Origin of the sequence: Mycolicibacterium gilvum (assembly GCF_900454025.1) — a bacterium.
In the GTDB taxonomy this organism is placed as follows: Bacteria; Actinomycetota; Actinomycetes; order Mycobacteriales; family Mycobacteriaceae; genus Mycobacterium; species Mycobacterium gilvum.
Genome location: NZ_UGQM01000001.1, coordinates 1,849,407 through 1,868,643, shown reverse-complemented (window position 1 = coordinate 1,868,643; position 19,237 = coordinate 1,849,407). Strand labels below are relative to the sequence as shown.

Genomic DNA, 19,237 nt, shown 5'->3' with positions numbered 1-19,237 from the left:
ATCCGAAATTTAACGTCGCTGACCTTCGATCGCACTGCAATCTCTCGTCGCCGTGTTCGGTCAACTGCTTGCCGAAGGCTTGGCCGAGCCGATCTCGACAATGTGCACTCCTATCCAAGCTCTATCGCGGGGCAAGACTGTTATCGCGATGCTAGAGGTCACTCGGTCGACTGCCCGTTCCGAGTCGCATACTAGGTCGCCGCATAGCATTACGAGGCCTGTGCCGACCGCGGCGGCCGGGGCGAAGGCTTGAGCTTTCGGCACTCCGTGTTCAGTCAAGTTGCGTCCAGGCGAGAAGTGCATGAGGAAGGCGCCGACACAACTGCTGCTAGTCGGCTGGGGTTTCGGTGCCGTCTCCACTCTCCGTCTGCATAGTGCGCGGACGGCGTAGCATCGCGAGGATGCGTGCGATGAGTTCGCGGGGCCTGAAGGGCTTAATTACATAGTCGTCGGCGCCCACCGACAATCCAATCAGTGTGTCCGCCTCGCTGTCCCGAGCGGTCAACATCACAACATAGGCGTCGGAGAAGGTGCGTAGCTGGCGGCAGGTTTCAATCCCGTCGATCCCCGGCAAGCCCAGATCAAGAACAACGACATCAGGATGGAACGCGCGGGCCAAAGTGAGCGCATCGTAACCGTCGTGAGCGATACATACTTCGAATTGCTCATGCTCGAGGTAACTGGCAACCACTCCGGCCAGCGAAACTTCGTTGTCGACCACTAATGCCCGATGACCGCGGCCGGTCACTGAAGTCTGCGGCACTGTTTCCATCCGTCCATAATGCCTGCTGCGGTCCTGTGGTATCCAATCCCGGCGCTTGAGCGGTTCCCATGGAATCTTCCCACGACTCACCCGGATTTTTCGTGGAATGTTGACTGTGGGGGTGTGTAGATAAGCGAAAGTGCCTGTCCTGCAAGGAATAATTGGACTTCTCTACGGTTCAAAAACCCTGACGGGAAGGCACTTCGCAGGTGAAGAATATCGCGGCGGCATCGCCGGTGAAAGTTTCCGCCGACGGCCATGGCGTTGTGTCGCATGCCGGGATGGGCATGCTGCGTGAGCTTGCCGACCGGACCGGCTTATCGGCGCAGGTCACGGCCGCGTTGGCCGACACCTACCGCGGCCCGTGGGTGTATGCGCCTGGGGAGGTGTTCGCTGATCTGGCGGCCGCGGTCGCCGACGGCGCGGACTGCATCGACGCGGTCGGTCAGCTGTGCGGTGACCGGGAGCACGTCCTGGGGGCCAAGGCCTCAACGACCACCATGTGGCGGCTGATCGATGAGCGGATCGATGCCGCGCATCTACCCGGGGTGCGCGCAGCCCGAGCCGCGGCGCGGGCAGCGGCCTGGGCTGTCGGAGCCGCCCCCACCACCGGCGGCTGGCTGCATATCGACATCGATGCCACGCTGGTGATCGATCACTCCGACAACAAGGCCGGGGCTGCGCCGACCTGGAAGAAAACGTTCGGGCTGCACCCGCTGCTGGCGTTTCTGGACCGCCCCGACATCGCCGGCGGCGAAGCCCTGGCCGGGTTGCTGCGCAACGGTAACGCCGGCTCCAACACCGCCTCCGACCACATCATCGTCCTGCACCAGGCTTTGGCATCGCTGCCAGCGGCGTGGCGGCCCAACCCCGACGATCCCGACAACCCCGAGGCCCCGAAGGTGTTGGTGCGCTGCGATACCGCCGGATCCACCCACAAATTCGCCGCAGCGTGCCGGGCCGCCGGGGCCGGGTTCTCCTTCGGGTACCCCGTCGATACCCGCGTCCAGGACGCCGTGGACACCCTCAACCTCGGCGATTGCTGGTATCCAGCGATCGACACCGACGGCGGGATCCGCGACGGCGCGTGGGTCGCTGAAGCCACCGACCTGGTCAACCTGGCCTCCTGGCCCGAAGGGACCCGGCTGATCCTGCGTAAAGAACGCCCCCACCCCGGCGCGCAGTTGCGGTTCACCGACGCCGACGGCATGCGGGTCACCGCGTTCATCACCGACACACCACCGGGTGTCGTACCCGGTCAGGTCGCCGGTCTGGAACTACGGCACCGCCAGCACGCCCGCGTCGAGGACCGTATCCGCGAACTCAAAGCCACCGGGCTGCGTAACCTGCCCTGCCACTCCTTCTGGGCCAATGCTGCCTGGCTCGAAATCGTCCTGGCCGCCGCTGACCTGGTCACCTGGACCCGCCTCATCGGGTTCGCCAGCGATCGCGCTCTGGCCCGCGTCGAGATCACCACGTTCCGCTACCGGGTCCTGCACGTGGCCGCCCGTATCACCCGCGGCGCCCGCCAACTGCGGCTACGCATCGATGCCACCTGGCGCTGGGCGGCGGCGATCGCCGCCGCCTGGCACCGCGTCCGCACCGCCTTCGGATAACACCCCACCCCATCGGACCCATCAACGATGAAGGACCCACAGGCCCCAGGAAAGCCCGCCCCACCCGGCGACACGGGACAGCACCTCTACGCCACCACACGAAAACCACTACCCAACAACACAACTCGGCATCACACCGAACCCACACCAATTACCACGCAAAATCCGGGCTCACATGCGTGCTGCGGCCGCACAGGCTTGTCTCCGGGCAGGGCAGCCCACGTAGGTTCAAGCCGCTGCCTCAAGCCGTGCGGTCTCTCGCCACAAATAACACTTTGAACCACCCCGGGTTTGATGCACACCTTCTTTCGAGGGAAGGTCGTTTGCATCATGCCAAGGAAGTACGACGACGAGTTCAAGGCCCGAGCGGTCCGGTTGGTCACCGACCATGCCGAGGAGTACGACACCCGCACGGCCTGCATCACCGCGGTCGCCAAGCGGTTGGGGGTGTCGTATGAATCACTGCGCCGCTGGGTCAACCAGACCGAGGTCGACACCGGCCAACGTGACGGGGTGCCCACCGACGTCGCCCGTGAGAATAGAGAGCTGAAGCGCAAGAACCGCGAGCTTGAGGAAACCATCGAAATCCTCAAGGCGGCAACAAGTTTCTTCGTGCGGGAGAGCGACCCGCGACACCGTTGATTTGTGCGTTCATCGCCGAGCATCGTGCTCGGTTCGGGGTCGCTCCGATCTGCCGCGTGCTCACTGAGCACGGCTGCCAGATCGCCCCGAGAACCTTCTACGCCTGGCTGACCCGCCCCCCATCCGCTCGGGCGCTGTGGGACACCGTCATCACCGAGGTGCTCGCCGGCTTCTACGAGCCAGACGAGCACGGCCGACGCAAACCGGAGTCACTGTACGGGGCTACCAAGATGTGGGCTCACCTGCACCGACAAGGCATTGTGGTGGCCCGCTGCACCGTGGAGCGCCTCATGCGGGCCAACGGCTGGCGCGGGGTTACCCGCCGCAAGAAGGTCCGCACCACGATCGCCGATCCCGCCGCGGCGCGGGCGGCCGATCTGGTCAAACGCCGGTTCCGGGTGCCCGCGCCCAACGTGCTGCTGGTCGCGGACTTCACCTACGTACGGCTGACCAACGGAACGTTCGTCTACACCGCATTCGCCATCGACGCCTACGCGGGCCGGATAGTGGGATGGACCTGCTCGGCCAGCAAGGAGGACCGGTTCGTGCGTCAGGCGATCCGCCACGCCGCCCAACTTCGTATCGACGAGGGTAATCCATTGTTGGGCAACACTATTCACCATAGCGATGCGGGCTCTCAATATACGTCTGTGCGGTTCGGCGAGACCCTGGCGCTGTCTGGACTGGTGGCCTCAATCGGGACAGTCGGCGATGCCTTCGATAACGCTCTGGCGGAGACGACCATAGGGCTCTACAAGACTGAAGCCGTCCGCGATGACTCGCCGTTTCGGCGCGGCCCTCTGAGCCGTCTGACCGACGTGGAGCTGCTCACCGCCGAGTGGGTGCACTGGTACAACGCCGACCGGCTCATGCACCGCCTCGGTCGCATCCCACCCCTGGAGTACGAAGCCGTCCACTACGCTACAAACGCGGCCAACTCAGAGGCTGCACACCAGTAACCGGTGTGCATCAAACCCGGGGCGATTCACTTCAGACAGGTGTTAATTCGTAATGCACAGGTGGGCTGCTTGGCTCCGTTTCTCGGGTCGTGATGCTGTTACAGTCGGGCCATTGGAAGTTTTAGCGGCACCTCGACGGGCCTTTACCTGAAGTCCACCGTTCTCGTTTTCGGCGCGGCGGTGGTACTCGTTCTGGGCACCAGAGTCGCCCTGCCATCGTGTGAAGTCTCTCCGGTCCATTCACATCCCTCCGTATCGGCATCTGCGGATCGTTTTGTCGGTTTTGTCGCGCTGACCAGTCACGACCACATTGAACGTGAGTCAATCTGTGCGTCGGACTTGTCAGCTGCTGCGGCTGTCTTACCGCGAATCGCGCCGCTCGCCGGTTCCGATTTCACCGCGATGGCCGCCATCGCACTTGCCGGGTGGCTCGCGGAATTGCTGTCACCGATGATGCGGGCGCCGCCTAGTCGGCTCGCTCCTTCCTTGACCGGCAGACAGATTTTGTCCCGATTGTGTATCACTATTCGCTGACCGGTCATCGTCAAACCGATGGCTCCGCTGCCATCACGGTTGGTGACCGCCGTCATTGTCAGCTGCCGCGCTCTGCCGCGGCTCCACGCAGAAGCGATGATCATGAACTCTGCTCCATCTTCTGAGAACAACCGACCTATAGCCTCTCAGCCTGTTGCGTTGGGCACGCAGGGACGGGCCAACACGATTGTCGGCACCACGCCGGTGTTGCGGGTGTCTGCGCCATTCAGTGACCCGGACCGCGGCTTCTGGGCCAAGCTCGAGGGGCTTAATCCCGGTGGAATGAAGGACCGTCCGGCGCTGCACATGGTGGAACAAGCTCGTGCACGCGGAGACCTGCTACCCGGTGCGCGAATCGTCGAATCCACCAGCGGTACCATGGGCTTGGGTTTGGCGCTGGCCGGGACCGTGTACGGGCATCCGGTCACCGTGGTCACCGATCCCGGCATGGAACCGATCATCGAGCGCATGCTCACTGCCTACGGCGCCCAGCTCGATCTCGTCGCCGAGCCTCACCCGGTCGGCGGGTGGCAACAGGCGCGCAAGGACCGCGTCGCCGAGCTATTGGCCGAAGATCCACATAGCTGGTATCCAGACCAGTACAACAACCCCGACAACGTCGATGCCTACCGACCACTGGCCTTAGAGCTTATCTCCCAACTGGGGAATATCGACGTACTGGTGTGCTCGGTGGGAACCGGTGGACACTCGGCGGGGGTGGCGCGGGTGCTGCGCGAATACAACCCTGCCCTGAAGCTGATCGGCGTGGACACCATCGGCTCCACCATCTTCGGGCAACCAGCCGCCACGCGACTGATGCGCGGCCTCGGATCCAGCATCTACCCCAGAAACGTCGACTATCCCGCCTTCAACGAAGCACACTGGGTCGCCCCCGCAGAGGCGGTATGGGCATGTCGTGCCCTGGCTTCGACCCACTACGCCAGTGGCGGCTGGAGTGTGGGGGCGGTGGCACTAGTCGCGGGCTGGGCCGTCCGGACACACCCACGCGACACCATAATCGCCGCGGTCTTCCCGGACGGGCCGCAACGCTACTTCGACACCATCTATAACGACGACTACTGCCGCGAGCACGGTCTGCTCGACGTCGAGCCGCCGAGCGAACCGGACGTCATCAGTCACCCCACCGAACGCGTCGTGCAATCCTGGACCCGCTGCCCCGTCGTCATCGACCCAGCCGCCGGAAAGCGTTGATAAGCGTCATCGGTCAGTTCCGCAGCTTTGATGCGCCGAGCCGGATATTGATGATCAACCAGTTCGGCATCAACCTGGGCTTCTACATGCTCATGCCCTATCTGGCCGGCTACCTCGCCGGCCCGTTAGGGCTGGCGGCCTGGGCGATCGGCCTCGTACTCGGCGTACGTAACTTCTCACAGCAGGGCATGTTCATCGTCGGAGGCACACTGGCCGACCGGCTCGGCTACAAACCGCTGATCGTGGCCGGCTGCCTACTTCGCACCGCGGGATTCGCGCTACTGGCGTTTGCTCAGTCCCTGCCGATCGTTCTCGTAGCCTCGGCGGCAACCGGTTTCGCAGGCGCGCTGTTCAATCCCGCGGTGCGCGCCTACCTGGCCGCCGATGCCGGCGAGCGGCGGTTGGAAGCGTTTGCATTGTTCAACATCTTCTACCAGGCCGGGATTTTGCTCGGCCCGCTGGTGGGAGTCGCTTTGATGGTGTTTGACTTTCGCATCACCGCACTGGCCGCCGCTATCGTGTTCGCGGCACTGACCGTTGCACAATTGGTGGCGTTACCTCAACATAGAGCGGATGAGGTCTTAGTGAAGACCTCCATCGTAGACGACTGGCGAACAGTGGTGAGGAATCGGTCGTTTCTGCTGTTCGCAGCGGCGATGATCGGCTCCTACGTTTTGTCCTTTCAGATCTACCTCACCCTGCCCTTACAGGCCAAGTATTTGGCACCGAACCGGGAAGCTTGGCTCGTGGCAGCCACTTTCGTAGTATCCGGAGTTGTAGCGGTGGCCGGACAGCTCCGTATCACCCGCTGGTTCGCGGCGCGATGGGGGGCCGGGCACAGCCTGGTCATTGGCATGATGGTGCTGGCCATCTCCTTCGTGCCGCTGGCCGTGTTCCCGGATGCAGACCGACTCGGTACCGCCGTCGCGGTGGCCGCGCTGCTCGGGTCGGCGGCCCTGCTGGCAGTCGGCTCAGCTGCCGTCTTCCCGTTCGAAATGGACACCGTCGTATCACTGAGCAACGGACGCCTGGTGGCTACCCACTACGGGTTCTACAACACCATTATCGGCGTCGGTATCCTCTTGGGAAATCTCGCCGCCGGCTCCATCCTGGGCGCGGCGCGAGACATCGGATGGAGCGAACTCGTCTGGGCCGGGCTGATTGTCATCGGCGTGATGTCGGCAGCTGCCTTACACCGCCTCGACCGCAAGGATCATTTGCGGCCCACCGACGGTTGAGGGGCAGGTACGAAGGGTCACTACATAGCTTGCCACTCAATGCGGCGAGCACTCGATCATCCTGGGCCACAACGGATTCAGCGTCAGGATGGTCGAAGATGGAGTGCAGCAGCGTGCACACCCACGGTCAGGAAGCCTTCGGGGTGACCGACATCAGGTTGATCGTGCAGTGGGTTCTGCATCGCCGCCAGGCCACCCCAGGCAGGGTGGCGCCGATCGCGGAAGTACACCAGCCATGCCCGCCCCGTCTTCGGCCGAGGTCACCTCCGCACCGAGGATCTCTCGATAGCCCCTCGGCATTCACGCATCCTCTTGCGATACTCAACCCGCGCATATTAGCCCGGATTTTTCGTGGAATGTTGACTGTGGGGGTGTGTAGATAAGCGAAAGTGCCTGTCCTGCAAGGAATAATTGGACTTCTCTACGGTTCAAAAACCCTGACGGGAAGGCACTTCGCAGGTGAAGAATATCGCGGCGGCATCGCCGGTGAAAGTTTCCGCCGACGGCCATGGCGTTGTGTCGCATGCCGGGATGGGCATGCTGCGTGAGCTTGCCGACCGGACCGGCTTATCGGCGCAGGTCACGGCCGCGTTGGCCGACACCTACCGCGGCCCGTGGGTGTATGCGCCTGGGGAGGTGTTCGCTGATCTGGCGGCCGCGGTCGCCGACGGCGCGGACTGCATCGACGCGGTCGGTCAGCTGTGCGGTGACCGGGAGCACGTCCTGGGGGCCAAGGCCTCAACGACCACCATGTGGCGGCTGATCGATGAGCGGATCGATGCCGCGCATCTACCCGGGGTGCGCGCAGCCCGAGCCGCGGCGCGGGCAGCGGCCTGGGCTGTCGGAGCCGCCCCCACCACCGGCGGCTGGCTGCATATCGACATCGATGCCACGCTGGTGATCGATCACTCCGACAACAAGGCCGGGGCTGCGCCGACCTGGAAGAAAACGTTCGGGCTGCACCCGCTGCTGGCGTTTCTGGACCGCCCCGACATCGCCGGCGGCGAAGCCCTGGCCGGGTTGCTGCGCAACGGTAACGCCGGCTCCAACACCGCCTCCGACCACATCATCGTCCTGCACCAGGCTTTGGCATCGCTGCCAGCGGCGTGGCGGCCCAACCCCGACGATCCCGACAACCCCGAGGCCCCGAAGGTGTTGGTGCGCTGCGATACCGCCGGATCCACCCACAAATTCGCCGCAGCGTGCCGGGCCGCCGGGGCCGGGTTCTCCTTCGGGTACCCCGTCGATACCCGCGTCCAGGACGCCGTGGACACCCTCAACCTCGGCGATTGCTGGTATCCAGCGATCGACACCGACGGCGGGATCCGCGACGGCGCGTGGGTCGCTGAAGCCACCGACCTGGTCAACCTGGCCTCCTGGCCCGAAGGGACCCGGCTGATCCTGCGTAAAGAACGCCCCCACCCCGGCGCGCAGTTGCGGTTCACCGACGCCGACGGCATGCGGGTCACCGCGTTCATCACCGACACACCACCGGGTGTCGTACCCGGTCAGGTCGCCGGTCTGGAACTACGGCACCGCCAGCACGCCCGCGTCGAGGACCGTATCCGCGAACTCAAAGCCACCGGGCTGCGTAACCTGCCCTGCCACTCCTTCTGGGCCAATGCTGCCTGGCTCGAAATCGTCCTGGCCGCCGCTGACCTGGTCACCTGGACCCGCCTCATCGGGTTCGCCAGCGATCGCGCTCTGGCCCGCGTCGAGATCACCACGTTCCGCTACCGGGTCCTGCACGTGGCCGCCCGTATCACCCGCGGCGCCCGCCAACTGCGGCTACGCATCGATGCCACCTGGCGCTGGGCGGCGGCGATCGCCGCCGCCTGGCACCGCGTCCGCACCGCCTTCGGATAACACCCCACCCCATCGGACCCATCAACGATGAAGGACCCACAGGCCCCAGGAAAGCCCGCCCCACCCGGCGACACGGGACAGCACCTCTACGCCACCACACGAAAACCACTACCCAACAACACAACTCGGCATCACACCGAACCCACACCAATTACCACGCAAAATCCGGGCTAATACGCTCGACTGACTAAACGAACGCGACCAGAACACGGAGTTCCAGAGTGACCGAGTCTTGGGCGTCCTCCCGAGCGGCTCGTGCCGCTATGCAAGGCAACCGACGACGTGACACCTCTCCTGAACTTGCTGTTCGGCGGTTGGTTCATGCGGCAGGACTGCGCTATCGAGTCGACGCGAAGCCGGTATCCACCGTGAACCGCCGAGCTGACCTCGTGTTCTCGCGGGCACGCGTTGCAGTGTTCCTCGACGGCTGCTTCTGGCATGGCTGTCCTCGACACCTGCGGCTGCCTGCCGCTAACGCCGAATATTGGTCATCGAAGATTGAGGGCAACGTTAGGCGGGATCATGAAACGGATGAACAGCTGCGTGAGCGCGGTTGGACTGTTCGCCGTTTCTGGGAGCACGAAGACCCTACCCATGTAGCAAGCGAAATAGTGGCTGCGGTACGCGCCAGCCGGTCGAGCTTTCCCGCGAACCCGCGGCAAGGTCCGACGGACTTCACGGCTGAGGCGAATCACTAGCCCTCTTCAATGCTTCCTGGTGTAGACGACGCAGCCTCCCGCACATAGTGTGTCGGGTCGCCGGCGGCTCCATCATCTGACCTAATTCGTCAAGACTTATGTCGGGATGATCAATTCGGAGGCGACCAGTTTCAAGGAGATCGCGACGCGCTTGGTCGCCGAGGACTTCAAGTGCCCATCGCGTCCTGTTGATCTGGTCCGATCGGCGGACTTCATTGAGCGTTTCCAAGCTGTCGTAAACGATGTGGACTCTCGCCCTCTGCTTCGCAAGTTGCGGCAGACCCAACGAAAGCCCTTCCACCCGCACAGATTGCGTCGCCTCGACGATCAACTTGCGAGGATCTCGTGTATCAATGCGAGCGTCAACTCCGCACCTCCGTAGCATTCCCCGCAACGCAAGCGATCGATGATGGTTAGGGCACTCGATACACCACCTGGTTGCACGTGGCTGGCACACAGCCGCGGAGATGGCTCCGTCCACAGCGCGAAGTGTAATTCGTTGACTGGAGCCCATAAGTGCCGGCGGCACGCCTTGGATCTGTCGGCCCAGCCGATCTCGCACGAGGTGCCCTAGTCCGGCATTCAATCTCACGGACGCTGAAAACCCCACGGCATCAGGACGGATTGATTCGTCGGCAATCTGGACAAGATGCGAAGCTTTAAGTCGGGCAATTCCCTGTCCGCGGCATCGAATCGTGGCTTCGATCGTTGACTTCCACTCAACATGAGGCGCAAAGAGCAAGATACCTAGCACTAAGGCTGCGCTGTCCGATAGGTCTACGGCCTTGTGCCTACAGGAAAAGCGTTCAACATCAATCACTCCGAGGGTTTCCTAATCAGCTCTCCAACGACTTCGCGAGACTCTCGGCGATGTGCCTTGACAAGAGGGGCGGAACGGCCGAGCCGATCATCTTCGCTACGTGTGGCTCAGACTTGCTGATGAAGTCGAAGTCGTCATCGAAGCTCTGCAGGCGTGCCGCCTCACGCATCGTGATCCCGCGATCTTCGACAGGATGACCGAAGCATCCTGAACCGAGGTAATTGCAGCTCTTTGTAATCGTCTTAGCCGGCGCATCCCAGCTCAATCGGCCGTAGCTGTTGTAATAAGCCGACTTCGTCTTCAGGTGATCCGGTAGGTCGGACGCGATCATCCCCGGCTTCATCGCCCGAATGCGGTTAAGCACTCTCTCCGAAGGAATTCGAGCAACGTGGTTCATGGGAGTGGCTATGTCGCTGCGCATCGCTAGGGCATAACCTGCCACGGTGGGCCGATAGTGCTTCACGTCTCTGCGACCAACCTCACGGCGGGTGGCAGGAGGAAGATCAGTGATCGCATCACGAACAGTTACATACGGAGCAAGACTGCTGCACGAAGAAGTCAAGCGCACATGGGTCGGTTCAGGCCAGTCGTAGGGGCGCAAGTCCTTCTGGACGGCAACGACGAAGGCACGACGTCTCGCCTGAGGTACGCCGTAGTCGGCGGCATTCAGAACTGCCCATTGAACGTTGTAACCCATCCCATCCAACCGACGTGCAATCTCGGCGATGGTCTTCCCACCATGTGATGTGACCATCTGCGGCACGTTCTCGATAACCACTCCTCGTGGTCGCAACATGTCCACGAGGTTCAAGTAGTACCTGAACAGAGTGTTCCTAGGGTCGCGGCTGTCGAGAGGATTGCGCATGTGTAAGACGCTTCCGTCGGGAAGGCGCACGCCGTTACTTCGATTCTGACTAAAGCCTTCGCACGGCGGCCCTCCTACCAACACATCAAGCGAGCCCTTCGAGTCCAAGCCCAAAGGCTCAAGCCGCTCGGTAAATTCAAGCGGCGCTAAGGCTGTTATGTCACCCGGGATCAACACGGGATAATTGCCCTCTTTTGCGTGGTTGTGCGCGAATGTCTGCAGTGCTTGTGCATCTATGTCGGTCCCAAGTACGACCTCATACTTCCCCGTACGCACGAAGCCGTGCGACAGTCCCCCACATCCGGCAAACAAGTCGACGATGCGCATCTTCATGCGGCGGTCCCCTCCAGACGCTTATCCAGGTAATCGTTGATAGCTTCCTCCATGAGGGCAGTCCCCGAGGGAAGCATTGGTATTCCACCAACACCCACCGACAACCAGCTCATGTAGAAGCGGTGGTACCGGTACTTCTCCCTCTCCACGCCAGGGAACGCGATTAGCCCGGCATGGGCTAGGCGCACGTGTGGTGGCTCCTTACTGACGATGGCGTCCCGGTAACGATGCAAGACGTTGACATCGTCGGCGAGTGGCCCTGCGACGCCGTATCGCGTTAGGTAGGAATGATCCTGACCAATGCGGTACTTCGCATCAACTATCAAAAACCTGGTCCCATCCTCGACCTCGATGATTGCGTCCGGCTCTTGGTCGGTAGTTGGAAGACCGAGGAAAAGCCGCCTGTACTGGCATCTGATCCGCCGCCCTGACGGGTCTGCGAGGATTACGGTCGACTTGCTACCTGCTGTCATCACGAGCTGGCTCCCGGCACGCTTGATGAGTGGGTCGCTGTTCTTGATGACGGTCGGGAAGCGGGTCTTGAGAATCTGAGTAATCCGCAGAAAAACCCAGTACTCGTACATGGTCGGAAGGTCCTTCAGACCAACCGGCTCTGAATCTCGAAGGGGTTGGAGCGCCAGCCATAAGAGTCGAAGGTCTCGAAACGCTCGCTCATACAATGGGTCTCGGAGACGCACGTGAAGACTGGGCACATGGTGAACGGGTTTAACGCTGATGAGCCGAAGTCTCCATTGTTCCGCTGCTTGAGCGAGGGCATAGACCGGAGCCGCCAGATTCGAATCAATCTTATTGAACCAAACCGCGGAAACGACTGATCGCGCCATCGAGCGCAGACGATCGACCTCCCAGCGAAGGTAACCGTTGATCGGGGTCGATTCGCTTTGCCTTAATGTGTGCGCCTGCAATGTGCTTCGGTGGTTTGCGATCGTTCCGTACGATCGGCGAGACACTGGCTTTGCACCCCGCAGTCGATCAGCCATGACGATCTCGATCGAGGTTTCGAGTTGCGGCCTCAGACGCGGCAGAAGCTGTTCCATGGACTCAAAGAGCCGCTCGGCTGATCTGCGAACCATTTCCAGCCATTCCAAGGGGGTGTCTTGGGTCTTCTCCCAGGGCGCGTAACCAGCGCCGGCCGCGCCAGCCGGTGACGCGGTCAGAGTCGGAGCTAGTTCTTCCAACTCGGCTCGGATAGCCTCGAAGTCGCGCCTGAAGTCGATTTTCGTCGGAAAGCATTCCATCCGAATCGTCAAAGCTCCGAACGGCGTATCCCATCTCCAAGCAACATCGCCAACTGCACCGCGGTACCTAATCTCGATGTGTTGGAGGTTGTGATGGCGGACTATCTCCGAAGCAGAATCGGATCGCGGTGAGGTGGTTACGGAGGTCGACTGCGGGCCGGTCAGATAGATCGCTATCCGTGAGTTCTCCGCTATCAGCGGTCTTGTCAGCGGATACGTCACAGCGGAGATCGAGCCTAAAGCGGCGCCAAGCACGTCGACGGACGCCTCGACTTTGCCGTCCCAAGCGAAGCTTACCTGTGTTGCTGCTGGCCGGTCGTGGCTCGGCGGACTTTCAACGAGCACGGCGGTAAACGTGAACTCGCCGACACGAGCAAAGATCAACGGCGCTGCTTTCACCATGCGCTGAAGTACCCAAATTGGCTGTACTGTTCGAGCATCGCGAGGAGCCGCTCGGCTGAGCGAGGATAGCGACTGACGGCAATCTGGGGTCTTAATGATTCGACCGATACCTCTTCAGTTACATCGACTTCGAGGAGCACCGCGAGCGCACGCCGAAGCGCAAGCGAAGCGGCGGGAGTGGAGCCTTGCCACTTCGGCATCACACAGGTACGAAGTCCAACGTCGAGCACGCTGTCTCTTGGTAAGACAGAGAACAAGCCATGGCGCTCCGCTAGAGCCAAGAGCGTCACTAAGGCATCGCGCTGCCGATAACCGATCGGTCCTCCAAGGGGAGCAGCGACATCCATCAGCGCAGAGAGCAGAGTCGCGACGGCTTCAAGATGGTCGGGGGCGTACTTCAGAGCGAGGAGCGATCTAGGACGATCAGTCAATAACGAAACAAGACTGGGGACACTCGGTAAGGCGTTACTCGTGCCCGCGGCGGCGTCGCCCTTCTCCGGCGGAGCGGCGAAAAGATCGACATGATGAAGGTCGTATACCGCAGCTCGGTCAAGAACCTTCGGACTTAAGGTCCGAGTTGTCTCGTCGATGTTCACGGTTCCGATGAGGTAGACACGATCGGCGATACATACGTCGGGAACTTTGGCGTCGGGCGGTGCGGGAGGTAATTGCACCTTTGCGCTCCAATTTTGACCGTCGTCGGCGTGGTGCCAGTCTTCTGCAGCACTCAGCACCTCCGCGAGGTAGTACTCGGGCGGCGCGAGATTCATCTCATCGAGTCGGATGAAACGCAACTCGTCTGGTGCTTCTTGGCCCGTCATCAACGCAGTTAGCAGAACGCCAGGAACGAAAGTCTGCGCAATCTCCGAGTAATAGCCGAGGCTGTCCTCTGACGAAACCCAATTCGGCTTGACCTGAACGTCGTGGAAAGTGCCACCGATCGCGTTACACAGGTGGCGCACAAGACTTGACTTGCCGGTCCCGCTTGGACCCGAAAGTATGAGCCATCCGCGACTAGCTAACAGCAATAGGATCGATGCAAGCTCCTCGAGGCCGATGATGTACCCAACATCTTCAAGGTGCCGTCGTAGCGCATCCAGCTCCCTGGCCGATCTCGAAACGACGTCGTCACCAGCATCCTTAAGTGCATCAGATACTGCTCCAGGCGTCGCTGAACCGAACCATGCGATATCGGAACTTGGTCGCCGGAGGACCGGTACAAGGCTGCCCTTCCGTTCGGGGATCACTGACCTGACCCGGTCCACCTCTTCGACTAGTCCCTGGCGACGCGCTTTACCCACCGCGGCAGGGATCTGCATCGGCGTAGCGCCATCTGGAAGCAGAGGACGGAGGTCGTCGCTTGTGAACGTTTCGCGCTCCGCGGCCAGCTTCTTGATCACTTCCACGATTTGGTCCGTCACATTGGCCATTAAGCGCCCCTTGCCTTGCCCCGACTCGCGTTGTCATCGCGGGTCCGCCGCCGCTTGTACTCGCGACTCCGCCTGTTATGGGCTTCTCGGCAGACGTCGCAGCGACAACCTGATGAGTACGCTGTCTCAGTTCCGTGCTTACTAAGCACACGGCCCTCCGCACGTACGCGTGCGATGTACCGGCGGTGCTCTTCCGTAGAGGCCGCCCTGCATGATGAACACCGGCAGCCCAAGTTGCCGTAGCCGTTGACTGTGCCATGACGCGGATCGTCCCGCGGCAGGCGATAGGGCCACCGCTCACCGGCGCGACGCCTTTCGTCCACGCGCGATAGCATGCCATGAATTGGGCTTGCGCACCTGCGACGACACACCCGCCGAATTCGTGAAGTTAGGAAGCGCGTCCGGACTTTCATTTCTGTCTCGAACTGCTCAGCGCACTTTGGAATGCGGCGAGCGTCACTGGTACCGGGGCAGCCATGCAGCCACGGTCGGTGCCAACCAGTCCGGATAGTTAGCCCTCCGCACCGCAGCCCTGGCAGCATTTGTGGCCTGCGCTTCAAACAGACACACCGCACATTCGGTCATGACCACAGCGGCGGCGAAGCCTTCGGCCACAACCTTCAGCGTCGCCTCGTCGTCGCGGATGTAGTCGGTCATCCACTTGAAGCCATGCACGAAGCTGGAACCTATGGAGTAGAAGCGATCAGCGCCGAGTTCCATCCCGAGCGGGAGTTCGTCGGAGGCGTGCGCCGGGGGGTTCGCGTCGATCCACTTGGCCGACCAACTGACGATGTCCGACGAGTTGCTGGGTGGCTTTGTGCGCTCGCTCTTCGGTAGCGCTGAGATCAGAACTTGACGCTCGTCGTACTCATCGCGATGCCGCTGGAAGTTTGGGAGGTCAGCGGGAAGCCCGTCACTCTGCCGCTTAGCCAACACCCGAGCTTCGATTCTTAGGAAGCTCTGTTGCGGCTGGCGCTCGCTTTGAATGAAACCACGGCACCTTGCTCGTCGCTCTGTCCGGACTGTGGGCGCGAGCAGCCACACGGTCTTGGCAGCCCCCTCAATGGCGCAACGACATAGTGAGCCCAGCGACACAACGTTGGTTCTTCCTTCCTGCAGTGACGCCGAATGGGCTTGCGCAGCACCTACCAGGTTTTCGGCTGCCGTCATCACCGGGTACCGCGCAGTCGAAGTGACCGGGTTTTTGCCCAAGTCCGGCGTGAAATCGAGGTCGTCGAACGCGAGGCTGCTGCCTCGGTCGGGCATGAATGGCCGGGGGTCTGGTGGAGCGCTGCTGCCGTCCGGTCGCACCTGGTGCAATAGCGCCCACTCTCCGAGCCGCCAAGCACGCACTGCTCGCTCCGTGATGCTCATCATGAGCTGTGTTTTCCGAAGCCCCGCCATCGGATCTGTCGCCATCTGTCGCACGGTAACCGTGCGGAGTGACACCGGCATCAGGAGAAACGCCGGCAACTCGGCAACTCGGCAACTCGGCAACTCGGCAACTCGGCAACTCGGCAACTCGGCAACTCGGCAACTCGGCAACTCGGCAACTCGGCAACTCGGCAACTAACGAGAGTATTGGGACAACGCCCCGTCGCCCGACAAGAGCGGGCAACCTCACCGCCTACCGCCTCCACCCAGCCAGCGGGTCATACCGATCGTTAATCCGAAAAGTCCAGGGATTAAACCTTCGCGGCGACGGGACCTGCTGCGGTGTCACCTCGGACTCGGCCTGCGGCTCGACCTCGGCCACCACCTGCGGTTCGGCATCGACCACAGTCAGCGGTTCCGGTGCGGCGAACGGCTGCGGCACCGCGACCATGGATGCGACTGGCACAGGGTCTGGCCCGCCGATGTTCGACCATTCCTCATCGTCATTCTTATCGCCGGGCAGTGCCGCTGACTTGCGAGCGTCGAGCACAGCATGCCCGGCACCGTCGGGCAGCGAGCGCAACAAGTCATCGGTCGCGCCCATCGAGGCAATCGACTCGATCAGGCGGGCAGCTTCCTCGGCGAACTCGCGCTCACTGATCTGCGGGCCGACCGCGACGCGGGTCGGCGCGTCGAGGCCGTGGAGCTTGGCGAGACTATCGAGCGTGCGCAGCACGATCCTGGCCGCGTGGGTGTCGCCGGTCGTGGCGGCGAGCCAGAAGCTCGACAGCACGCCCTCAAGCCTTGCGCCATGCACCGCCCGCAGTTCGTCAATCGACTCGGCTTCACGGCGAGCGAGCAGCCGCGACACCGCGTGCCGAGCGCCGCTTTCGTCGCTGTAGTCGAGCGCGGCGGCGATCCGGGCATAGGTGTGGCCTTGAACGCGCAGTTCGACCGCCTTGAGCGCACGCTGCCGCTCGTCGGCGTCGGGCTTGTTCCGCGACGGGTTGCTCATGGTGACGGTTCCTCTCGGGTCAGGTGTTCGGACGGGCCAGATCGGACGAGGGTTTGTCAGAGCACCGGGAACGAACGCACACGGCCCGCCGCCCCGGCAGCCGCAACGATCCGCTCGTCGTCGGCGTCGCCGAGCGCGACGTAATTGCGGCCTCGGACCTTGCACAGCCACACGCGGCCAGTGAGCCACAGCGCGACCAGCCGGTCGCCCTTACGGTCGTGGCTGCCGGGCACCCGCCGCCTGATCGCAGCCCAAGGGTGTACGTCGTCGCGGCCCGCGTCGGCGAGCGCGGCCAGGATCGCGGCGTCGACCTGTTCGTCCGTCGGTTCGGTGGTCTTGCTGTCTGGACTCATCTCGTTCTCCCTCGGTTGGGTTGGTCGGCGCGGTTCGCCGACCGTTGGGCTGTGTCTCGGTCGACGCCGCCCAGCGCCTCGGCTCGGCGGGGCGTCGGGTCATCTGGTCATCGGCACACCGACACTCCCGACCACCGCACCCAGCTTTGAGTGCGGTGCGCGTCGACCGTTCCGACCTCGTCATATCTGCAGGTAGTGCAGTGCGTCATATATACGCACTGACGCACTACTGCGTTAGTGCGTTGTAACGCACTGCAACGCACTAACGCACTGAGCATCTATCGACCCTCCGAATCGTCAAGATCGGGCGAAACATCGAGAGGTGGTGCGAACGGGTCGACACCGCCCAGCGACAACATGTGTGAGCGCCGGGCACCGACTGTGACCGTCAGCAACCCGTCCTTGATCGCCTTGGCGATCGTGCGGCGGGCGTCTTGCTGAGTGAGGCCGTGTTCCTCACACAGCTGCGACTCGGCAGCGCGTTTGGACAACTGGCCCGGCTCGGCACTGACCATCGCCAGCAGAGCGGGCATGGATGCCAGGGCTGCGGAGTCCCTGCGGTTGCCGCCGCTATAGGTCAGGTGCCGGGTGGCAGCGTCGAAGTTCAGCAGACCCTCGGGCAGCGCGACGTCGCGGCCCAGCGCCGAGAAGTACCGACGACGGTTGCCGTCGTCGTCGGTCTCGTTGCCGTCGCGCACGATCTTCCACAGCGCGTCAGGCCAGTCGAGCAGTCTAGAATCGCCGCGAGCGCGTTCGTTCTGGTGTCCCATGTGCGTGATGACCATGCCCTCACCGGCCCCGATCTCGGCCAGCAGCGCGTCGAACGCCACCAGCACCCGCCCGGCGTCTTTGTCCTCGGACAAGCCGAGCGAGTCGATAACCGGACGCAGGCAGTCGAGGATCACCACGTCGGCCCCCGCGAGGCGCTGCGCCCATTCGGAGCGTATGGCGGGGTCGAGAATGTCGAACGTCGAGACCGCGCCGCGCAGCGCCAGCACCGACACCGCCTCGGTGTTGCGGATGCCCTGATCACGCAGCCAACGTCTCAGCGTGCGTGAGTCCAACTCGGTGTCGAGCAGAGCGACGCGGCTGACCGGCCTCACCGCGAACTCGCTGAGGAACTGGTCGCCGTCGACCAGCGACCGGATCACGTTGCCGACGAGCGTCGACTTTCCCGACTTGAACTGCGCGGCAAGCAGCACACGGCCAGCGGTCGGCCATACGTCGTCCATGCGGTACGTCGGCCCGTCGTCCGGCTCAGCTAGCAGGTCGGTGAGGCTGAGCGGTTCCGGCGCGGCGACAGTGGCCTCGCGGTCGGCGGCGATCTTGCGGGCGAGCGTTCTCGCCCGCGCCCGCCGATCCTCGCGGATAGCCGCCGCCTTGAGCGTCAGAGCGTCGATCTCGTCTGTTGACAGTTCTCGCAGCGCCTTCATCTCGGTGTCGGACGCGCCAGCACTCACCGCTTTGTCACCGGGGAAGAACAACGTGGGCGTCGTCTTCATCGGATCGCCCATGGCGTTCCTGCGAGCGATGTCGGCGGCGAGCTTCCTCGCCCACTGCTCGGGCCGACCGTCGAGCACAGTGACCGGATACCGCCAAGCGGCCCACCGCTTCAATCGCTTCTCGTTGACGGCCTGCGCCTCGCGCTCGGCGGCAAACTTCGCATCGAGGTCGGGGTTGTCGTAGGGGTTGTAGCCGGGTTCGCCCGGCATACGCCCCTTGGGGTCTGGTCGCTTGTGGCCGTTGGCCGACGCTCGGGTCGGTCGTCCGACCGTGGCGGCGTTATTCTTGTGCTGTTGGCTCACCCGGCCTCATCTCGGTAAGTCGCCCCACTCGGTCTCGTCAACCGGCGGGACGC

Annotated in this window: 15 protein-coding genes and 2 pseudogenes; 7 read left to right on the top strand and 10 right to left on the bottom strand. The window is 62.8% G+C overall.

Annotated elements, in window-relative coordinates:
- Positions 1-361: 361 nt before the first annotated feature.
- A pseudogene (locus tag DYE23_RS08820) lies at positions 362-772 on the bottom strand (response regulator transcription factor); the annotation flags it as partial.
- Between the two features lie 200 nt (positions 773-972).
- On the opposite strand from DYE23_RS08820, the gene DYE23_RS08815 reads away from it, so the two are divergent.
- The 5 genes from DYE23_RS08815 to DYE23_RS08800 all read left to right on the top strand — a co-directional run bounded on the left by DYE23_RS08815 (position 973) and on the right by DYE23_RS08800 (position 6,964).
- Positions 973-2,379, top strand: coding sequence for an IS1380 family transposase (locus tag DYE23_RS08815; protein ID WP_016341434.1), 1,407 nt, complete (start codon positions 973-975; stop codon positions 2,377-2,379).
- A gap of 330 nt (positions 2,380-2,709) precedes the next feature.
- Positions 2,710-3,980, top strand: a protein-coding gene (locus tag DYE23_RS08810) for an IS3 family transposase (protein ID WP_110783669.1) whose coding sequence is annotated in 2 segments (ribosomal slippage) — positions 2,710-2,983 and positions 2,983-3,980 — 1,272 coding nt in all. Because the reading frame shifts where the segments join, the coding sequence is not laid out codon by codon here.
- Positions 3,981-4,160: 180 nt separating this feature from the next.
- On the top strand, positions 4,161-4,514 hold the full coding sequence (gene lpqS, locus DYE23_RS32065) for a putative copper homeostasis (lipo)protein LpqS (RefSeq protein ID WP_459076712.1): 354 nt from the start codon (positions 4,161-4,163) through the stop codon (positions 4,512-4,514).
- A 102-nt stretch (positions 4,515-4,616) separates the two neighbouring features.
- The gene (locus tag DYE23_RS08805) at positions 4,617-5,726 is read left to right on the top strand and encodes a PLP-dependent cysteine synthase family protein (RefSeq protein ID WP_235660565.1); all 1,110 of its coding nucleotides are present in this window, start codon (positions 4,617-4,619) and stop codon (positions 5,724-5,726) included.
- A 50-nt stretch (positions 5,727-5,776) separates the two neighbouring features.
- Complete coding sequence (locus DYE23_RS08800; protein ID WP_172527898.1) at positions 5,777-6,964, top strand: MFS transporter; 1,188 nt, start codon at positions 5,777-5,779, stop codon at positions 6,962-6,964.
- Positions 6,965-6,989: 25 nt separating this feature from the next.
- On the opposite strand, the pseudogene DYE23_RS08795 reads toward DYE23_RS08800, so the two are convergent.
- A pseudogene (locus DYE23_RS08795) lies at positions 6,990-7,255 on the bottom strand (transposase); the annotation flags it as partial.
- 168 nt (positions 7,256-7,423) lie between these two features.
- On the opposite strand from DYE23_RS08795, the gene DYE23_RS08790 reads away from it, so the two are divergent.
- Complete coding sequence (locus DYE23_RS08790) at positions 7,424-8,830, top strand: IS1380 family transposase (RefSeq protein WP_016341434.1); 1,407 nt, start codon at positions 7,424-7,426, stop codon at positions 8,828-8,830.
- A 263-nt stretch (positions 8,831-9,093) separates the two neighbouring features.
- Positions 9,094-9,528 carry a very short patch repair endonuclease gene (locus DYE23_RS08785; RefSeq protein WP_115327017.1) on the top strand — a complete coding sequence of 145 codons (435 nt, stop codon included), beginning with the start codon at positions 9,094-9,096 and terminating at the stop codon, positions 9,526-9,528.
- Here the strand turns inward: DYE23_RS08785 and DYE23_RS31930 are convergent.
- The 8 genes from DYE23_RS31930 to DYE23_RS08745 all read right to left on the bottom strand — a co-directional run bounded on the left by DYE23_RS31930 (position 9,506) and on the right by DYE23_RS08745 (position 19,184).
- Entirely contained in the window at positions 9,506-9,913 is a 408-nt protein-coding gene (locus DYE23_RS31930; protein ID WP_353961824.1) for a helix-turn-helix domain-containing protein, read from the bottom strand. The two genes, DYE23_RS08785 and DYE23_RS31930, sit on opposite strands and share 23 nt — an antisense overlap.
- Positions 9,914-10,364: 451 nt before the next feature.
- Positions 10,365-11,546 carry a DNA cytosine methyltransferase gene (locus DYE23_RS08775; RefSeq protein WP_115327015.1) on the bottom strand — a complete coding sequence of 394 codons (1,182 nt, stop codon included), beginning with the start codon at positions 11,544-11,546 and terminating at the stop codon, positions 10,365-10,367.
- Positions 11,543-13,207: a DUF2357 domain-containing protein gene (locus DYE23_RS08770; RefSeq protein WP_115327014.1), complete on the bottom strand. Its 1,665-nt coding sequence runs from the start codon at positions 13,205-13,207 to the stop codon at positions 11,543-11,545. The genes DYE23_RS08775 and DYE23_RS08770 overlap by 4 nt, the downstream gene beginning before the upstream one ends.
- Positions 13,201-14,637, bottom strand: a complete 1,437-nt coding sequence (locus DYE23_RS08765; RefSeq protein WP_115327013.1) for an AAA family ATPase — start codon at positions 14,635-14,637, stop codon at positions 13,201-13,203. Before DYE23_RS08765 ends, DYE23_RS08770 begins: the two co-directional genes overlap by 7 nt.
- 456 nt (positions 14,638-15,093) lie before the next feature.
- A complete protein-coding gene (locus DYE23_RS30575) occupies positions 15,094-16,056 on the bottom strand; it encodes a hypothetical protein (protein ID WP_147292273.1) in 963 nt (320 codons plus the stop codon).
- A 208-nt stretch (positions 16,057-16,264) separates the two neighbouring features.
- Positions 16,265-17,026 carry a helix-turn-helix domain-containing protein gene (locus DYE23_RS08755; protein WP_115327011.1) on the bottom strand — a complete coding sequence of 254 codons (762 nt, stop codon included), beginning with the start codon at positions 17,024-17,026 and terminating at the stop codon, positions 16,265-16,267.
- A 56-nt stretch (positions 17,027-17,082) separates the two neighbouring features.
- A complete protein-coding gene (locus DYE23_RS08750) occupies positions 17,083-17,379 on the bottom strand; it encodes a hypothetical protein (RefSeq protein WP_115327010.1) in 297 nt (98 codons plus the stop codon).
- Between the two features lie 278 nt (positions 17,380-17,657).
- Complete coding sequence (locus DYE23_RS08745) at positions 17,658-19,184, bottom strand: AAA family ATPase (RefSeq protein ID WP_147292272.1); 1,527 nt, start codon at positions 19,182-19,184, stop codon at positions 17,658-17,660.
- Positions 19,185-19,237: the final 53 nt, after the last annotated feature.